13 protein-coding genes are annotated in these 17,342 nt (G+C 66.3%); 1 reads left to right on the forward strand and 12 read right to left on the reverse strand.

Going from position 1 to position 17,342, the window contains the following annotated elements; translation table 11 throughout:
- Positions 1 to 107: 107 nt before the first annotated feature.
- From ABID37_RS25285 to ABID37_RS25300, 4 genes are all read right to left on the reverse strand, one after another.
- On the reverse strand, positions 108 to 1,061 hold the full coding sequence (locus tag ABID37_RS25285) for a DMT family transporter (protein WP_354199746.1): 954 nt from the start codon (positions 1,059 to 1,061) through the stop codon (positions 108 to 110).
- A gap of 90 nt (positions 1,062 to 1,151) precedes the next feature.
- A complete protein-coding gene (locus ABID37_RS25290) occupies positions 1,152 to 1,805 on the reverse strand; it encodes a LysE family translocator (protein WP_354199747.1) in 654 nt (217 codons plus the stop codon).
- Between the two features lie 77 nt (positions 1,806 to 1,882).
- Entirely contained in the window at positions 1,883 to 3,523 is a 1,641-nt protein-coding gene (locus ABID37_RS25295; protein ID WP_354199748.1) for a hypothetical protein, read from the reverse strand.
- Positions 3,524 to 3,593: 70 nt separating this feature from the next.
- Complete coding sequence (locus tag ABID37_RS25300) at positions 3,594 to 4,892, reverse strand: adenylosuccinate synthase (protein WP_354199749.1); 1,299 nt, start codon at positions 4,890 to 4,892, stop codon at positions 3,594 to 3,596.
- Positions 4,893 to 5,089: 197 nt separating this feature from the next.
- Between ABID37_RS25300 and ABID37_RS25305 the strand changes: the two genes are divergently transcribed.
- Positions 5,090 to 5,989 carry a DMT family transporter gene (locus ABID37_RS25305; RefSeq protein ID WP_354199750.1) on the forward strand — a complete coding sequence of 300 codons (900 nt, stop codon included), beginning with the start codon at positions 5,090 to 5,092 and terminating at the stop codon, positions 5,987 to 5,989.
- 57 nt (positions 5,990 to 6,046) lie between these two features.
- On the opposite strand, the gene serA is transcribed toward ABID37_RS25305, so the two are convergent.
- The 8 genes from serA to pal all read right to left on the reverse strand — a co-directional run bounded on the left by serA (position 6,047) and on the right by pal (position 17,320).
- Positions 6,047 to 7,645, reverse strand: coding sequence for a phosphoglycerate dehydrogenase (gene serA, locus ABID37_RS25310; protein WP_354199751.1), 1,599 nt, complete (start codon positions 7,643 to 7,645; stop codon positions 6,047 to 6,049).
- A gap of 160 nt (positions 7,646 to 7,805) precedes the next feature.
- Positions 7,806 to 8,981 (reverse strand): phosphoserine transaminase, encoded by a 1,176-nt coding sequence (locus tag ABID37_RS25315; protein WP_354199752.1) that lies wholly within the window; start codon positions 8,979 to 8,981, stop codon positions 7,806 to 7,808.
- Positions 8,982 to 9,168: 187 nt separating this feature from the next.
- The gene (locus tag ABID37_RS25320) at positions 9,169 to 9,918 is read right to left on the reverse strand and encodes an outer membrane protein (protein WP_354199753.1); all 750 of its coding nucleotides are present in this window, start codon (positions 9,916 to 9,918) and stop codon (positions 9,169 to 9,171) included.
- Positions 9,919 to 10,425: 507 nt separating this feature from the next.
- Positions 10,426 to 11,775, reverse strand: a complete 1,350-nt coding sequence (gene glmM / locus ABID37_RS25325; protein WP_354199754.1) for a phosphoglucosamine mutase — start codon at positions 11,773 to 11,775, stop codon at positions 10,426 to 10,428.
- A 354-nt stretch (positions 11,776 to 12,129) separates the two neighbouring features.
- Complete coding sequence (gene ftsH, locus ABID37_RS25330) at positions 12,130 to 14,067, reverse strand: ATP-dependent zinc metalloprotease FtsH (protein ID WP_354199755.1); 1,938 nt, start codon at positions 14,065 to 14,067, stop codon at positions 12,130 to 12,132.
- A 120-nt stretch (positions 14,068 to 14,187) separates the two neighbouring features.
- Positions 14,188 to 15,540 (reverse strand): tRNA lysidine(34) synthetase TilS, encoded by a 1,353-nt coding sequence (tilS, locus tag ABID37_RS25335; protein ID WP_354199756.1) that lies wholly within the window; start codon positions 15,538 to 15,540, stop codon positions 14,188 to 14,190.
- Positions 15,534 to 16,586 carry a tol-pal system protein YbgF gene (gene ybgF / locus ABID37_RS25340; RefSeq protein ID WP_354199757.1) on the reverse strand — a complete coding sequence of 351 codons (1,053 nt, stop codon included), beginning with the start codon at positions 16,584 to 16,586 and terminating at the stop codon, positions 15,534 to 15,536. Before ybgF ends, tilS begins: the two co-directional genes overlap by 7 nt.
- 230 nt (positions 16,587 to 16,816) lie before the next feature.
- Positions 16,817 to 17,320 (reverse strand): peptidoglycan-associated lipoprotein Pal, encoded by a 504-nt coding sequence (gene pal / locus ABID37_RS25345; RefSeq protein WP_354199758.1) that lies wholly within the window; start codon positions 17,318 to 17,320, stop codon positions 16,817 to 16,819.
- Positions 17,321 to 17,342: the final 22 nt, after the last annotated feature.

Consider the following 17,342-nt stretch of genomic DNA (forward strand, 5'->3'; position numbering starts at 1 on the left):
CACCGATCCTCGCAATCGCAGCGACCATGCGAAAGATCATCATAACCCTCAACGCAAGGCTCAGAGACAATCAAAACCATCAGAGTTGATGACGACGAACCGGCGCATCAACCCCTGTTCGCGGCCGGCCTTGCACCTCGCCTGCGCAGCGCCCGCCATGGCCGCCCGTCGATCGCCGCAAGGCCGAGGCCGATCAGCGCCATGCCGGCCAGATGGCGCGGCAGAAGCACTTCGCCGAGGAACAGGAACCCGAGCAGGATGGCGCTGGCCGGAACGAGGAAGGTGACCAGCGCCAGATTGCTGGCGCCCGCCGTGGCCAGCAGCCGGAAGAACAGCACATAGGCGAGCGCCGTCGACAGCACCGCCAGTCCGGCCACCGCGCCGAGCGCGCCGAGGCCGGGCATCGGCAGCGTCCACGGCCGGTCGACCAAAAGCATCACCGGTACGAGCAGCACGCTTGCCGCCACCACCTGCCCGGTCGCCGTCACCAGCGGCGGCACGCCCATGGCGCGGAAGCGCCGCCCGTAGATGCTGGCCAGCGCATAGGAGACGGTGGCCGACAGGCACATGAACTGCGCCGTGACATGGCTGCCCAGTTCCTGCACGGCGTCGAGGCCGACCATGACGGCGACCCCGAGAAAGCCGACCAGCACCCCGGCCAGCCGGTTGCCCGTCATCCTCTCATCCGTCGTCAGGAAATGGGCGAACAGCACGGTGAACAGCGGCGTCGCGGCATTGAGGATCGAGGCGACGCCCGAGGCGATGTGCTGCTGGCCGCCGACGATCAGCGAAAAGGGAATGGCGTTGTTGAGGAGACCTATGGCGAAGAAGGCCGCCCAGATGCGCCGCTGGCCGGGCAGCTTCAGGCCCATGATCCTGAGCAGGCCGAGCATCAGCACCGCCGCCACGGCCACCCGCCCGACCACCACGGTGAACACCGGCAGTTCCTTCACCGCGACGGCATTGAAGAAGAACGACCCACCCCACAGGATCGACAGGAAAAGAAGTGTCGCCCACTCGGCCAGGGTCATCGGTCGGTTGGCCGGAATTTCGTTCGACATCGCTCACCTCATGACGGCCACCATGCCGCACCGGCCGAAGCCATGCCACAGGGACTTGCCGTGCTCGACCCGATTCCCGACGGGCCGATCCTACTTGCGGTTGTTTCCGGCAAAGGCGGCGCTGACGCCGAGCCCGATGAACAGCACGCCGCTGACATAGCGCTCGAAGCGCAGATAGGCGCGGCTTTGCCGCAACCGCTCGCCGAGCGCACCGGCCGCCAGCGCATAGCACCCGTCGCTGATGAAGCCGAGCAGCGTGAACACAAGGCCGAGAAAGGCGATCTGCATCGCCACATGGCCGCGCTCGACCTCGATGAATTGCGGCAGGAAGGCGAGGAAGAACAAGGCCGTCTTGGGATTGAGAAGGTTGACGACGAAACCGTCGCGGAACAGCCGCCCATAGGAGCGCGCCTTCATCCCCGCCCCGATGTCGGCATCCTCCTCATCGCGGCCGAAGATCTTCTTCAGCCCGATCCAGATGAGATAGGCCGCCCCTGCATATTTGACGACCGAGAAGGCGACAGCCGAGGAAGCAAGTAGCGCCGAAAGGCCGAGCGCCGCTGCCATGACGTGGACCAGCGTGGCGGAATGGATGCCGATGTCGGACATCAGCCCGGCCTTGCGTCCCTGCGCCATGGAGCGTGCCACGATGTAGAGAACGGCCGGCCCGGGAACGACCAGAAGGACCACGGCCGCAACGACGAACAGGCCGAGATTGGCCGCGCTCGGAATGACGATTTCCATGACAACCCCTCTCCCCTGCCCCTCCCGGGCAGTTCCGGCGGCGGGCCCGGCGCTCCGCCACGACCTTGTGCCCTGCCTTATCCCGAGGTCTTCGCCTGCCAGGCCTTGATCGCCTCGTCGAACACCTTGTCGCCCGGAATGCCCTTTTCCATGGTGAGCAGGGCGCGGCGGCCGGACTTGTAGACCACCGGCACGTCGATCCATTCCTGGTTCCGCAGCAGGGCCAGATTGGCGTCCTCGTCGGCCTTGGTGTCGTTGAGCGCGACGAGGAAATAGCCGTCGGCGATCTTGGCCGGAATGCCGATCAGCGGGCTGCCGGCCTCCTGTTCGGCCTTCTTCAGCGCGATGCGCAGCAAATTGTCGATGCCGCCGCCCTCGAAGCCGGCGGGTGTCAGGAAGATCATCTCGATGATGTGGCTGGCCGGCAGCGTCTCGTCGGCGTTGCGGCGGATGGTCATGCGAAGCTGCACATCCTTGCCCGGCACCTGCACCTCGCCGCGAATAGCGGGCTCCGGCGGCTCGTCGCCGCCCGGCGATTCCTGCACCAGCGACCACACCACATTGCCGGTCTCGGCCGAGCCCTGCGCCACGTTGGTGCGCTCCTCGTAATAGATCGCCTTCTGGCCGACCGCGACGCCGGCCTGCCCGGCCTCGTTCTGCTGGCCGGATGGCGCGGGACCGGGAGCCTGGCCCGAATCGGGTGCCACCGCGGCTGGCGGCGTGGTCAGCGAAACCACGGACGAGCCCTCGCCGATCGAGCTGCCGCCGCCGGCCGGGCCGGGGTCGGTCTCATTGCCGTCCGGCAGCAGGCGCTGGGTGAACTTGGTGCTCTCCGATGCCTCCCCGCCATTGGCGGGCGCCGGGGCGGGCTCCGGCTGCGCCGGTTCGGCCGCCGCTGTGTCCTCGCTGGGCGGCGGCACCTTCACCGGCTTGACGACGACCGGCTTCGGCTCGCCGCTGCCGGAACCGAACAGGTCACCGAAGGCGTCCTTGTTCAGCCAGATGCCGTAGCCCCCACCGGCCACGACCAGCAGCGCCACGACGGCGGCGATCAGCCTCTTGTAGCTGCGGCGCTCACCCTCTTCGGCGTCGTCGAACGCCAGCTCCGGCCGCCGTTCCAGCGGGGCCGTCTCGGGCGGATGGTCGAACACGTCGTCCACATCCTCGGCCCGGGGCGCATCCTGCGGAGGAACCGCGCTGCCGGCCAGCGGGCGCTCCGGCACGGGCTGTGCAGGAAAGACGGGAGCGGGCCGGGGCGATGGCTCGCGCTCGGCCCCGGACGCCGTCGCGGCTGGCGATTGCGGCTTTTCCGCCGGCACGTCGACGGGCAGCGGCGCAACGGGGTGTTCCGCGGGCTTCGGCACCGGCAGGCCGGCGACGGGCTCGACCTTGGGCGCGGGCGGCACGAAGGCCGAGGGGGCGGTATGGGTCTGCTGGTTCTTGTTGCGGTCGATCGAGGAGAACAGGTTCTCCAGTTCCGCCAGCGGGTCGACGTCCGGTGCCGGCGGCGGCGCGTAGTCGCGTTCCACCGTGGCGATGGCGTCCTCCAGCATCTTCTTCTGGCGCTCGGCCACGGCGGCCGGCGGCGCGGGATCGAGCGCGGCCAGCTTGGCGGCGATCGTCGCGCGGGCCTTGTCGTAGACCTTGGCCCGGATTTCAGGCGTGGTGTCGCCGAGACCGCCGAGCGTCTTTTTCAGAACCGCAACGAAATCTGCCATGCTTCAGTCGACCTGTCCTTTTGCCGGGGGAGCATGGCGCGCGCTGCCATGCCCCGCCGAACGGGCATAGTTAGTCCTGAAACGGGTCGGTCACAAGTATCGTGTCGTCCCGCTCCGGGCTGGTTGAAAGCAGCGCCACGGGGGCGCCGATCAGTTCCTCGATATGACGCACATATTTAACGGCCTGCGCCGGAAGGTCGTTCCAGCTCCGGGCGCCGGCGGTGGTTTCCTTCCAGCCTTCCAGCGTCTCGTAGACCGGCTGCACGCGCGCCTGCGCGCCCTGGCTGGCCGGCAGATAGTCGATCAGTTCGCCGTCCAGCATATAGCCGGTGCACACCTTGATCTCGTCCAGCCCGTCGAGCACGTCGAGCTTGGTGAGCGCGATGCCCTTGATGCCGTTGACGGCCACCGCCTGGCGCACCAGCACCGCGTCGAACCAGCCGCAGCGGCGCTTGCGCCCGGTGACGACACCGAACTCATGGCCGCGCGTGCCGAGGAACTCGCCGATCTCGTTGACCTGCTCGGTCGGGAACGGCCCTTCGCCGACGCGCGTGGTGTAGGCCTTGGTGATGCCCAGCACATAGCTCAGCGCCCCCGGGCCGATGCCGGAGCCCGCCGCCGCCTGTCCCGCCACCGTGTTGGACGAGGTGACGAAGGGATAGGTGCCGTGGTCGATGTCGAGCAGCGTGCCCTGCGCGCCCTCGAACAGGATGCGCTCGCCGGCCTTGCGGCTGTCGTCCAGCACCTTCCACACCCGGTCCATGTAGGGCAGCACGTTCTCGGCCACCGAGGTCAGTTCCTGCATGATCGTCTCATGCGCCACTTCCTCATGGCCAAGCCCCTTGCGCAACGCATTGTGATGCGTCAGCAGGCGATCCACCTTTGCCGGCAGCGTGTCCAGGTCCGCCAAATCCATCACCCTGATGCCGCGACGCCCGACCTTGTCCTCATAGGCCGGGCCGATGCCGCGCCGGGTCGTCCCGATCTTCGTTCCGGAATTGGAGGCCGCATCCTCGCGGAAGCCGTCCAGTTCCCTGTGCAGGGACAGGATAAGCGCCGTATTTTCGGCGATTTTCAGGCGCTCGGGCGTCACCTCCACGCCCTGGGCCCGCAGCTTTTCCACTTCTGCCACGAAAGCATGCGGATCGAAGACCACGCCATTGCCGATGATCGACAGCTTGCCCTTGCGCACCACGCCCGACGGCAGCAGCGACAGCTTGTAGACGTTGCCGTCGACGACGAGCGTATGTCCGGCATTGTGCCCGCCCTGAAAGCGCACCACCACATCGGCGCGCTCCGACAGCCAGTCCACGATCTTGCCCTTGCCTTCGTCGCCCCACTGCGAGCCGACGACCACCACATTGGCCATGTCTTCTTCCCTTCCATCGGGCCGCCACCTGGACGCGCCCGTAAAAACGACAGGCCTCTATAGCGTCCCGGAACGCCGCGCGCGACCTTTGTTTGCCGCTTGTGCGCCCCAGCGGCACAACAATTTTGGCTTCGGCGCGATTTATCTGGCATGAAGGCGCATTACAACTTCTGGAATGCACGCCCAAGCTCTCGCTCATGATGCAGAACCCGTATGTCCTTCTGGCGGCGACCACGCTGTTCTGGGCCGGCAATGCCATTGCCGGCAAGCTGGCGGTCGGCCATGTCTCGCCCATGTTCCTCACCGCCATGCGCTGGGGGCTGGTGCTGGCCATCCTCGCCATCGCCGGCCGCCGCGAGATCGTGAGGGACTGGGCGGTGCTGCGCGACCGCAAATGGTACCTGCTGGCCATGGGCGCCATCGGCTTCACGCTGTTCAGCGTCGCCCTCTACAGCGCCCTGCTCTACACCAGCGCCACCAATGTCAGCATCGAGCAGGGCGCGATACCGCTGCTGGTGTTCATCCTGTCCTATCTCCTGTTCGGCACCCGCAGCTCGGCGGCGCAGATCGCCGGCTTCCTCCTGTCCTTCACCGGCATCGTCGTCACCGCCACCCATGGCGAGGTGAAGCGGCTTTTGGAACTCGACGTGAATTTCGGCGATGCGCTGATGATCGTCGCCATCTTCACCTACGGCTTCTACACCGCCGCGCTGCGGCGCAAGCCGCAACTCAACTGGATGAGCCTGATGGTGGCGCTGTGCGCCGGCGCCGTTCTCGGCGCCCTGCCCTTTGTATGGGCCGAAGCCGCCGCGGGCGCGCTGATCCTGCCCGATGCGCGGGGGTGGGCGGTGATCGCCTATATCGTACTGTTCCCGTCGCTGCTGGCGCAGATCATGTACATCAAGGGCGTCGAGCTGATCGGCGCCAATCGTGCCGGCCTCTTCATCAACCTGCTGCCGATCTGGGGCGCGCTGCTGGCGGTGACGATCCTCGGCGAGGATTTCGAAACCTATCACGCGGTCGCGCTGGCGCTGGTGCTGTCCGGCGTGCTGATCGCCGAATATGACGGACGCCGCAACGCCACGCCCCTGCCCTGACAAAAAAGCGGCCGGCTCTTCCGGGCCGACCGCGTCGTCTCACATACGTCTTATCTCTCACATGCCGTTGACGTCGAACTGCAGCCGCTTGGCCGAATCGATCGCCTGATGGGCGCGGACCTCTTCCAGCACGTTCTCCGGGAACGGCCCGTCCAGGTAGAGCAGCGCGATGGCATCGCCGCCCGGCCGGTTTCTGCCCAGCGCGAAGTTCGCGATGTTGACGTTGTTCTTGCCGCACAGCGTGCCCAAGAGGCCGATGATGCCCGGCGCATCGGCATTGGTGGTGTAGAGCATGTGCTGGCCGACCTCGGCATCGAGATTGATACCCTTGATCTGGATGAAGCGCGGCTTGCCGTCGGAGAAGCAGGTGCCGGCGATGGCCCGCTCCCTGTGCTCGGTCTTGACCGTCAATTTGATGTAGCCGTCGAACACGCCCGACTTGTCGCGCTTGACCTCGGCGACGATGATGCCGCGCTCCTTCACCATGATCGGCGCCGACACCATGTTGACGTCGGCCACCTGCGGACGGATCAGCCCGGCAAGGGCCGCGCTGATCAGCGCCTTGGTGTTCATCTGCGCGGTGGCACCGTCGAACAGGATCTCGACCTCCTTGATCGGGTCCTCGGTGACCTGGCCGACGAAAGCGCCGAGCACCTCGGCGAGCTTGACGAACGGCTTCAGGCGCGGCGCCTCCTCGGCGGTGATCGACGGCATGTTGATGGCGTTGGAAACCGCGCCCTTGATGAGGTAGTCCGACATCTGCTCGGCCACCTGCAGGGCGACGTTTTCCTGCGCCTCGGAGGTCGAGGCGCCGAGGTGCGGCGTGCAGACCACGTTCTCGAACCCGAACAGTGCGTTGTCCGTCGCCGGCTCGATTTCGAACACGTCGACGCCGGCGCCCGCCACCTTGCCGCTCTTCAGCGCCGCCACCAGATCGGCCTCGACGACCAGGCCGCCGCGGGCGCAGTTGATGATGCGCACGCCGTCCTTCATCTTGGCGATCGCCTCTGCATTGATGATGCCTCGCGTCTTGTCGGTCAGCGGCGTGTGCAGGGTGATGAAGTCGGCGCGGGCGAACAGTTCGTCCAGCTCGACCTTCTCGACGCCCAGCTCCTCGGCGCGGCTCTCGGACAGGAACGGATCGTAGGCCACGACATGCATCTTGAGGCCAACGGCGCGCGTCGCCACGATCGAGCCGATATTGCCCGCGCCGATGATGCCCAGCGTCTTGCTGGTGATCTCCACGCCCATGAAGCGGTTCTTCTCCCACTTGCCTTCATGGGTGGAGGCGTTGGCCTCCGGGATCTGGCGCGCCAGCGCGAACATCAGCGCGATCGCATGCTCCGCGGTGGTGATGGAATTGCCGAACGGCGTGTTCATCACGATGATGCCGCGGCGCGAGGCCGCCGGTATGTCGACATTGTCGACGCCGATGCCGGCGCGGCCGATGACCTTCAGGTTCGTCGCGGCGGCGATCAGCTTTTCGGTGACCTTGGTGGCCGAGCGGATGGCGAGGCCGTCATACTGGCTGATGACTTCGAGCAGCTTTTCCTTGTCCTTGCCGAGATCGGGCAGGTAGTCGACCTCGACGCCGCGATCCTTGAAGATCTGCACGGCGGTGGGGGAGAGTTTGTCGGAAACGAGTACGCGGGGCATGGGTGTATCCTTGAATTGGGATGTCTGGCGCCGCCCCTCATCTGCCTGCCGGCATCTTCTCCCCGTGAATGACGGGGAGAAGAGAGAGGGCCGCGACCTTGGCGGTCTCCCTCTCCCTGTTCTTCACGGGGAGAGGGTAAGGGTGAGGGGCTGAGTTAAGTCAGGCCGCTTTCTTCAGCGTCGCCTTCTGCTCGGCGAAGGCCCAGTCGAGCCACGGCACCAGCGCCTCGAGATCGGACGCCTCGACGGTCGCGCCGCACCAGATGCGCAGGCCAGGCGGGGCATCGCGATAATGGCCGATATCGTAGGCGACGCCTTGCTTGTCGAGAAGCGACACCAGCCCCTTGGCGAAGGCCGCCTGTCCGTCCGCATCAAGGGCGGTAATGTCGGGATCGACGATCGACAGGCACACCGAGGTGTTGGAGCGCGTCGCCGGATCGACGGCCAGATGGCCGAGCCAGCCGGCCTTTTCCACGAAACGGTCGACCGCCGCGAAATTGGCGTCGGCGCGGGCGACCAGCGCATCCAGCCCGCCGATCTCCTTCGCCCAGCGCAGCGCGTCGAGATAGTCCTCGACCGCCAGCATGGAGGGCGTGTTGATGGTCTCGCCCTTGAAGATGCCTTCGATCAGCTTGCCGCCCTTGGTCATGCGGAAGATCTTCGGCAGCGGCCAGGCCGGCACGTAGCTTTCCAGGCGCTCCACGGCGCGCGGCGACAGGATCAGCATGCCATGCGCGCCCTCGCCGCCCAGCACCTTCTGCCAGGAGAACGTCACGACATCGAGCTTGGCGAAATCGAGCCGCTGCGCGAAGGCGGCGGAGGTGGCATCGCAGATAGTCAAGCCCTGCCGGTCGGCGGGGATGAAATCGCCGTTGGGCACGCGCACGCCGGAAGTGGTGCCGTTCCAGGTGAAGACCACGTCGCGGTCGAAATCGATCTGCACAAGGTCCGGCAATTCGCCATAGGGCGCCTCGAACCTGCGCACGTCGGGCAGCTTGAGCTGCTTGACCACGTCGGTCACCCAGCCGGCGCCGAAGGATTCCCAGGCGACCATGTCGACGCCGCGCTGGCCGAGCAGCGACCACAGCGCCATCTCGACGGCGCCGGTGTCGGAAGCAGGCACGATGCCGATGCGGTAGTCGGCCGGCACCTGCAGGATTTCACGGGTGAGATCGATGGCCTCGGCCAGCTTGGACTTGCCGAGCTTGGCGCGATGCGAGCGCCCGAGCGCGGCATCGGTAAGCGCTTCGAGCGACCAACCGGGACGCTTCGCGCAGGGACCAGAGGAAAAACGGGGATTGGCCGGACGCTTGTCCGGCAGAGGCAGTGCGGTCATCGTGGTCTATCCTTCCAGATAGTAAGCCCCTCGTTGGGGAGGGGTGGCCCACGGACGGCGATATGCCCTCACGCTTCCGGCGTCAAGAGGAAAGTTTCTGTCGCTTGGGGGACAGGCCGATGCGGCGCGCAAACGAAAGGGGCGGACCGAAGCCCGCCCCTTTCGCAGTCGATGCGGGATGGATCCCTCACCACAGATCGTAGCGCAGGCCGACCTTGATCTGATGGCTGTCGACGCCCTTTCGCACCACGCTTTCGTCGGCGCCGTCCAGTGCGAAATACTTGGCGTCCGGTGCGGACAGATACTGATAGCCCACGTCGAGCACCAGATTGTCCGTGATCTGGTAGGCCGCGCCGGCATTGAGCGAATAGGCGAAGGCATATTCGTTCCTGCGGCCATAGGCCGAGACATCGTTGCTCGGATCGTTCAAGTCCTGGTAGTCGAGAGACAGGCTGCTCCTCGTCTGCATCACGCCGATGCCGGCGCCGATATAGGGGGTGAGGCCGACATAGGTTCCCAGATCGACATAGCCGTTGACCATCGCCGTCCAGGCGCTGTTCTTCACGCGGGCAGTTGCGAATTCATCCGCCGTGGACAGGCCGACGTCGATCTTGTTGCCCGGCAGCCAGCCGACATTCACGTCGCCACGCAGATAGTCGTTGAAGTGGTAGCCGAAGCCGAGGCTGGCGAAGACCGGCTTTTCGCGCTCCGAATAGCTGATGTCCGGCGAGCCAAAATCGACATGCTTGTAGCTTTTTTCCGGCAGATAGGCGACGTCGCCGCGCAGATACCAGCCCGAGCCGACCTCGACCGGCACATATTCGGGCGCTTCCTCCACGAAGATCGGCGGATCGTAATCGGCCGCAAGGGCTCCTGTGGTCATCAGAGCGGCCGGTGCGGTCGCCAGCATCGTCGCGATGCAAGTCTTGAGCTTCATGTCACCAACTCCCGAGGTTGGCGCTGGTCGAGAAAAGGTAAACCCCAGCCGCCTTTCAAGGGAGCATTGTTAACCATGCCGGTTAAATGACCGTTAAGGCTAACAAGAAGTTAGCTGGCCTCCTGCGATGGAGCAATTCAGGTTCATGCGGAATTGCCCTCGTCCAGCCTCCTCCGTCTTGCAGTCTCTGTGAACGCCGTTGGTAACTCCGGCGCGCCCCTTTCCGCTTCCGGCAAGGTTATCGCGGCGGGAATACCCCCACCCCACAAGGGGGAGGGGAACGATTTCATCTGTGTCGCTGCCACAATCTTCGGCATTTGATGCCGAATGCCGGCCTCGCAGAATCCCCCTCCCCCCCTTGTGGGGAGGGGTTAGGGGTGGGGGTACTTCCGCCGCGCGGCCATAAGCGATTGCCCCGCTTGCAGCCTGAACTGCCTGAAAAAACAGTCCAACGCAAACGCCCGGCACGAGGCCGGGCGATCCTGCATGGTCAGTCGGCAAAACCGTTCAGGCGGCGCTGCGGACCTGCGAGATGACATGGACGATGTCGTCCACCACCGTCTCGACCAGATTGCGGTCGTCGCCCTCGGCCATGACGCGGATCAGCGGCTCGGTGCCGGAGGGCCGGATGACGAGGCGCCCGGTCTTGCCCAGCCGGTTGCGCGCTTCCTCGATGGCTTCCTTGACCTGGCTGTCCTCCAGCGGCGCGCCGCCGGAAATGCGCACGTTCTTCAGAAGCTGCGGCACCGGCTCGAACTTCTTCGCCACCTCGCTGACCGGCTTGTTCTGGCGCTTGATGCAGGCCAGGACCTGCAGCGCCGAGACCAGGCCGTCGCCGGTGGTGGAGAAGTCGGACAGAACGATGTGGCCGGACTGCTCGCCGCCGACATTGAGATTGTTGGCGCGCATGTGCTCGACCACATAGCGGTCGCCGACCTTGGTGCGGTGAAGCTGGAGCTTGAGCCCTTCGAGGAACCGTTCCAGCCCCAGATTGGACATCACGGTCGACACCACGCCGCCGCCGGCCAGGCGGCCGTTCTGGTGCCAGGATTCGGCGATCAGCGCCATGATCTGGTCGCCGTCGACGATCTCGCCGTTCTCGTCGACGATGACCACGCGGTCGGCATCGCCGTCGAGCGCGATGCCGATGTCGGCACGCACTTCGTGCACCTTCTTCTGCAGTCCGGCCGGATGGGTCGAGCCGCATTCCTTGTTGATGTTGAAGCCGTTGGGGTCGTCGTTGATGGCGACGACCTCGGCGCCCAGTTCCCACAGCGCCGCCGGCGCCACCTTGTAGGCCGCGCCGTTGGCGCAGTCGACGACGATGCGCAGGCCCGCCAGCGACATGGACCGCGGCAGCGTGCGCTTGGCGAATTCGATGTAACGGTCGTGCACGCCGTCGACGCGCTTGGCCCGGCCCAGCGCGTCCGGATCGGCCAGCGCCATGTCGACGCCGTCGTCGAGCAGCGCCTCGATGCGTTCCTCGATCTCGTCGGAAAGCTTGTAGCCGTCGGGGCCGAACAGCTTGATGCCGTTGTCCTGATAGGGATTGTGGGAGGCCGAGATCATGACGCCGATGTCGGCGCGCAGCGAGCGCACCAGCATGGCAACGGCCGGAGTCGGGATCGGGCCGAGCAGGAACACGTCCATGCCCGCCGCGCACAGGCCGGCGACCAGCGCGTTCTCGATCATGTAGCCGGAAAGGCGCGTGTCCTTGCCGAGCACGACGCGGTGGCGATGGCTGCCGCGCTGGAACGACAGGCCCGCCGCCATGCCGACGCGCATGGCGATCTCCGCCGTCATCGGAAACTTGTTGGCCCGTCCCCGGATACCGTCAGTGCCGAAATAACGTCCCATGAAATGCTTTCCTTGCCGACCGGACAACGCCCCCGGAGCGCGCCGCGGTCTTTCAGATTTGCCTGACCCGTTTCGGGTCCCTGCAGTCCGCGGCCCGAAACCTATGCCGCTTTCGGCAGACATGCCCTAATGCCACAACGGATACCGGGTCAGCCATCAATTTGTACGCGCAATGGTCATCATCGGCGGGTAAACAGTTTGCTAAAATTGCAAACGCTTTCCTGCAATCACCCGATTTCCTGCTGTTTGCGCATCGTTTCCCGGCAAAAAATGGCGCTTTGTGGGCCATCGCCCAAAAACGGGAACGCCGCGCAGGGCGCGGCGTCCATCGATATCGCCCGGTCTTGTGGCGACTCAGCCCTGCGGCTGGGGCTCCATGCCGCCTTCCGGCTCGGACCCCTTCTTCTTGCCCTTGGCGGTGCCGCCGGCCTTGGGAACGGCCGAGCCGCGGCTGGTCGGCGTGTCGTCGCCCAGGTCACGCGACGGCTTGTTGCCGGCCAGCAGTTCCTGGATCTCGTCGCCCGACAGGGTCTCGTATTCGAGCAGGCCTTCGGCCAGCGCGATCCAGTCCTTCTTCTTCTTGGTCAGGATCGACGTGGCGGTCGAATAGGCCTCGTCGATCAGGCGGCGCACCTCGGCGTCGATGAGTTGCGCCGTCTCCTCGGAGACGTTTTGCGTGCGCGCCACCGAATGGCCGAGGAAAACCTCTTCCTGATTCTCGCCATAGGCGACCTGGCCGAGCTTGTCGGAGAAGCCCCAGCGGGTGACCATGGCGCGCGCCAGCTTGGTGGCCTGCTCGATGTCGGAGGACGCGCCGGAGGTGATGTTCTCCTTGCCGAACTTGATTTCCTCGGCCACGCGGCCGCCCATCATGATGGCCAGGCGCGAGATCATGTATTTGTAGCTCATCGAGTAGCGGTCGCCCTCGGGGAGCTGCATGACCATGCCGAGCGCCCGGCCGCGCGGGATGATGGTCGCCTTGTGCAGCGGGTCGGCCGACGGCACGTTGAGCGCCAGGATGGCGTGGCCGGCCTCGTGATAGGCGGTCAGCTCCTTCTCGGCCTGGGTCATGGCCGAGGAGCGGCGCTCCGCGCCCATCATGATCTTGTCCTTGGCGTCCTCGAACTCGGCCATGGTGACGAGCCGCTTGTTGCGGCGCGCCGCCATCAGCGCGGCCTCGTTGACGAGGTTCATCAGGTCGGCGCCGGAGAAGCCCGGCGTGCCGCGCGCCAGCACCTTGAGATCGACATTGGGCGCCAGCGGCACGTTGCGGACATGGACCTTGAGGATCTTCTCGCGGCCGACGATGTCGGGATTCGGCACCACCACCTGGCGGTCGAAGCGGCCGGGACGCAGCAGCGCCGGATCCAGCACGTCGGGCCGGTTGGTGGCGGCGATCAGGATGATCGATTCGTTGGATTCGAAACCGTCCATCTCGACCAGCAGCTGGTTCAGCGTCTGCTCGCGCTCGTCATTGCCGCCGCCGAGGCCGGCGCCGCGGTGACGGCCGACCGCGTCGATCTCGTCGATGAAGATGATGCAGGGCGAATTCTTCTTGGCCTGCTCGAACATGTCGCGCACGCGGCTGGCGCCGACGCCGACGAACATCTCGACGAAGTCCGAGCCCGAAATGGTGAAGAACGGCACATTGGCCTCGCCGGCGACCGAGCGCGCCAGCAAGGTCTTGCCGGTGCCGGGCGGGCCGACGAGCAGCACGCCGCGCGGAATCTTGCCGCCGAGGCGCTGGAACTTCTGCGGATCGCGCAGGAATTCCACGATCTCCTCAAGGTCCTGCTTGGCCTCGTCGACGCCGGCGACGTCGGCGAAGGTGACGCGGCCATGCGCCTCGGTGAGCAGCTTGGCCTTGGACTTGCCGAAGCCCATGGCGCGGCCCGATCCGGACTGCATCTGGCGCATGAAGAAAATCCACACGCCGAGGATCAGGATCATCGGCAGCCACGACAGCAGATAGCCGAACAGCGTGTTGGAACCGTCGGTTTCCGGGCGGGCATTGATGGTCACGCCCTTGGCCTCCAGCCGCGAAACCAGCGTCGGGTCGCCCGGCGAATAGGTCTGGAAGCCCGAGGCGCTGTCGCCAAAGGAGCCGCTGATGCGATCGCCGGCGATGGTCACGGACTTGACGCGACCCGACTGAACGTCCTGCAGGAACTGCGAATAAGGAATGTCGGTCGCGGCTCCGCGCGTCTGCGGCGTCTGGAACAGGTTGAAGAGAGCGATGAGCAGGACCGCTATGATCGCCCAGAGCGCAAGGTTGCGGTAGTTCGGATTCATCGATTGTCCTGTTGGCGGCCGTCGGGCACGCGTCGTTGAAAGGAGCCTTCGCCTAACATAGGTGGCCCATAACCCCTTGCCAAGCAAAAGCACGACAATCGGTTAAGGCCATGCCATGTCCTATCGTCGCGGGGCGCAAGGCGAAGACGGTTCCAAGGGCGGGTAAGGAATTGGCGCCGCGCCCGCCAACTGCGCCAGCGCCCGCGCCGGCTCGAGGTCGAAGCCGGGAAGGAAACGGGCGAAGGGCGCAACCACCGGCACGGTCGCGATCCCCGCGCCTTGCCGGCCAAGGCATCGGCCATCGCGCCAGACGGCCGGTTCCGCGGCAAGGGCGGCGCGCGCGAGGCTTTTGGGCACCTGTCGCGGGAGCGCCCCTGTCGCCGGCAGGGCCTCCGTGCCGCCGGCAGCGACGATCACCACTGAACCAGCGCTGTCGCGCAAAGTGATCCTGCGGCGGCCATCCCACAGGAAGCCGTCGACCGCCGGCATCGGCTCCGGCAGGCCGCGCGCCTCGCGCAGCAGGAAAATTGCGCCGCGCCTTGCGTCGATGAGCACCCGTGCGAGCGTCGCCCGGGACGAGGTTCCTTCCGCCAGTGCCGCGAGCAGCGCCTCGGCCCGCTCCGTATCGGCAAGCTGCGGCAGGCCGCCCACCGCGGCAAGCAGCAGACGCAGCGCATAGGCCGCGGCCTCACGGTCCGGCTCCCCGACAAAGGCAGGTTGCAGATGGACCAGCCCGCTGATCGGCTGCGCGGCATGGCGGCGGATCAACCGTGCGGCCCGCGCGCCCAGATCGCATCGCTTGCGCGCCGCCTCGGCGGCCAGCCGCATGGCCGTGGCGAACCCTTCGCCATCGAGGGCGGCGCGCACCCGCGGCCGCTCATAGGTCCGGTCCTCGTTGGTCGGGTCGTCGATCCAGCCGACGCCCCTTTGCCGCAGCATGTCGCGCAATTGCGCGCGGCGAAGCCTGAGCAGCGGCCGCACGATCCAGACCTCGTCGTCATAGAGCGTGGCGGGCGCCATGCCGGCCAGCCCGCGCGCGTCTTCGCTGCGCTCCAGCCGCATGGCGACGGTCTCGGCCTGATCGTCGGCGGTGTGGCCGCTCACCACCATGCCGACGCCTTCCTCGCGCGCGACCGTGGCCAGCAGGCGATAGCGGGCCTCGCGCCCGGCGGCGGCAATGCCGGATCGCGGCTTCGGCCCGTCCCAGACGCGGATGCGGTGCTCGATGCCGAGGCCGGCGCACAGCCGCCCGACCTGTAGCGCTTCATCGTGCGAGGCAGCGCGGAGCGCATGGTCGATCGTCACCGCGACAAGCTTCGCGGCAGGCCAACGGGCTCGGAAATGGTCTTTCAGAAGGATGAGAAGGGCGGTCGAATCGCTGCCGCCGGAAATCGCGACGACAGCGCCGCCAGAAAAATCGATATCGAGGAACGGTCGGGCATCGTGGTCCGGTTCGGCTTCCAGCGTCAGCACGACGCGAGCGCCCGTTCCTGCTTGACGCGCTCCTTCAGGGATGCGGAGGCGTTGGGGTAGCGCTTGCCGATCTCGGCGAAGGTGGCGCAGGCCACGTCGCGCTGCTTCAAGCCGACCAGCGAAACGCCGAGCTTGAGCAGCATGTCTGGCGCTTTCTTGGCCTTGGGATAGCTCTTGCTCGCCGCCAGGAAGACCTCGGCCGCATCGCGGTATTTCTGCTGCCCCAGCAGCGCCTCGCCCAGCCAGTAGTGCGCGTCGGCCGCGTTGGAATCCTTGGGGAAGCGGTCGATGTGGTCGCGGAACCCGGCTTCGGCGGTGCCGTAGTCGCCCGACAGGATGAACTGGTAGGAATTGCGGTAGAGCTCCTGCGGATCGTCGGTGCGCGGCAGGGCCGCAACCACGGCGCCCGAATTGTCCGAGGGTTGCGCGGCGCTGGCCGGCGCATCCGGCGCAGCCGGGTTCACGGACTGGGTGCCGGCGCCGGCATCGACGACATTGCCGTCCTTGTCGACGGTGATGGTGCCGAAATTCTTCGGCGGTGTGCCGGGGATGACCTGGCCAGGCTCGCCGTCGCCCGAATCGACGATGATGTCCTCGACGGTCGAACCCCCGGCGCTGTCGCCGGAGGTCGGGGTGCCGGGGGCGGCGGGCACGCCCGCCACGGAGGTGTCGGAAGAGCCGGCATCGGACTTGCGCTGGCCGCCCTGGCCGCCGCCTTCCTCGAGCTGCTGGAGGCGGAACTCGTTGTCCTCCTGCTGCTTGCGGATCTGCTCCTGCATCTGCAGGATCTGGAAGTTGAGCTCCTCGACCTTGCCGTTGAGGGCGCGTATCTGCTCCTCCAGCCCCGTCATGCCGCCGCTCTGGGCAAGCTGCACGCTGCCTTCGTCCTTCTTCGCGCCGAACAGGCCGGGCAGTTCCACGCCCGGCAGCCTGAAGGAAAAGCCGCCGCGCTCGGGCGCCGCCCGTCCGGTGTCGCTGGCCATGGCGGCCGCGCCGGACAGGAGCAGCGCCGCCAGCGTGCCGCTCAGGATTGTTCTTAGATGCATGAGCCTCTCGCCATTTGAATAAAACCCGGGTTTGGCGTCCGGCTTCGGGCGAAGGCGGACGGCACCGTTTCTAGCAGGGCGCGAGACTTCGGCCAAATTTTGTTTAGAGCGCGTCTCCCGAACATGCAGGCCGGTTTCGGGGTGGCGGCATTCGCCGAAAACAGGCGATTTCAACCAAAAAGGCGGCCATGAAGGCCGCCTTTCTCATTGGTCTGAAACTGCGGATCGGCTCAGGAGCCGGCGCCGCCCAGCGTGGTGACGGCACGGCGGTTCTGCGACCAGCAGGAAATGTCGTCGCAGACGGCGACCGGGCGCTCCTTGCCGTAGGAAATCGTCTTCATGCGGGCCGCGGAGACGCCCTGCGAGGCGAGGTAATCGCGGGTCGCGGCGGCGCGGCGGGCGCCGAGCGCCAGGTTGTATTCGCGGGTGCCGCGCTCGTCGGCATGGCCTTCGATGACGATCGAATACTGGCTGTAGCGGTTGAGCCACTGGGCCTGGCGGGCCAGCGTCTGCTGGGCGTCGGCGCGGATGGACGAGGAGTCGAGGTCGAAGAAGATGCGGTCGCCGACATTGACGGTGAAGTCCTGGGCCGAGCCGGGCGTCGCCGCGCCGCCGCCGAGGCCGAGTTCGGCCGCGCTGTTGGGGGTCTTCTTGGAGGCACAGCCGGCAATCGCCAACGAGGCGACGAGCGCGACCATCACCGGGTTTGCAGCAAGTTTTGCGATACGGCGCATCCCGCCTCTCCTTCGCATTCGA

This window comes from Aquamicrobium terrae, assembly GCF_040545735.1.
GTDB lineage: Bacteria > Pseudomonadota > Alphaproteobacteria > Rhizobiales > Rhizobiaceae > Mesorhizobium > Mesorhizobium terrae_A.

What these genes read in the sequence shown, in the direction of transcription:
- ABID37_RS25285 (WP_354199746.1), bottom strand. Translation starts at nt 1,061, where the DNA reads ATGTCGAACGAAATTCCGGCCAACCGACCGATGACCCTGGCCGAGTGG.
- ABID37_RS25290 (WP_354199747.1), bottom strand. Translation starts at nt 1,805, where the DNA reads ATGGAAATCGTCATTCCGAGCGCGGCCAATCTCGGCCTGTTCGTCGTT.
- ABID37_RS25295 (WP_354199748.1), bottom strand. Translation starts at nt 3,523, where the DNA reads ATGGCAGATTTCGTTGCGGTTCTGAAAAAGACGCTCGGCGGTCTCGGC.
- ABID37_RS25300 (WP_354199749.1), bottom strand. Translation starts at nt 4,892, where the DNA reads ATGGCCAATGTGGTGGTCGTCGGCTCGCAGTGGGGCGACGAAGGCAAG.
- ABID37_RS25305 (WP_354199750.1), top strand. Translation starts at nt 5,090, where the DNA reads ATGATGCAGAACCCGTATGTCCTTCTGGCGGCGACCACGCTGTTCTGG.
- serA (WP_354199751.1), bottom strand. Translation starts at nt 7,645, where the DNA reads ATGCCCCGCGTACTCGTTTCCGACAAACTCTCCCCCACCGCCGTGCAG.
- ABID37_RS25315 (WP_354199752.1), bottom strand. Translation starts at nt 8,981, where the DNA reads ATGACCGCACTGCCTCTGCCGGACAAGCGTCCGGCCAATCCCCGTTTT.
- ABID37_RS25320 (WP_354199753.1), bottom strand. Translation starts at nt 9,918, where the DNA reads ATGAAGCTCAAGACTTGCATCGCGACGATGCTGGCGACCGCACCGGCC.
- glmM (WP_354199754.1), bottom strand. Translation starts at nt 11,775, where the DNA reads ATGGGACGTTATTTCGGCACTGACGGTATCCGGGGACGGGCCAACAAG.
- ftsH (WP_354199755.1), bottom strand. Translation starts at nt 14,067, where the DNA reads ATGAATCCGAACTACCGCAACCTTGCGCTCTGGGCGATCATAGCGGTC.
- ybgF (WP_354199757.1), bottom strand. Translation starts at nt 16,586, where the DNA reads ATGCATCTAAGAACAATCCTGAGCGGCACGCTGGCGGCGCTGCTCCTG.
- pal (WP_354199758.1), bottom strand. Translation starts at nt 17,320, where the DNA reads ATGCGCCGTATCGCAAAACTTGCTGCAAACCCGGTGATGGTCGCGCTC.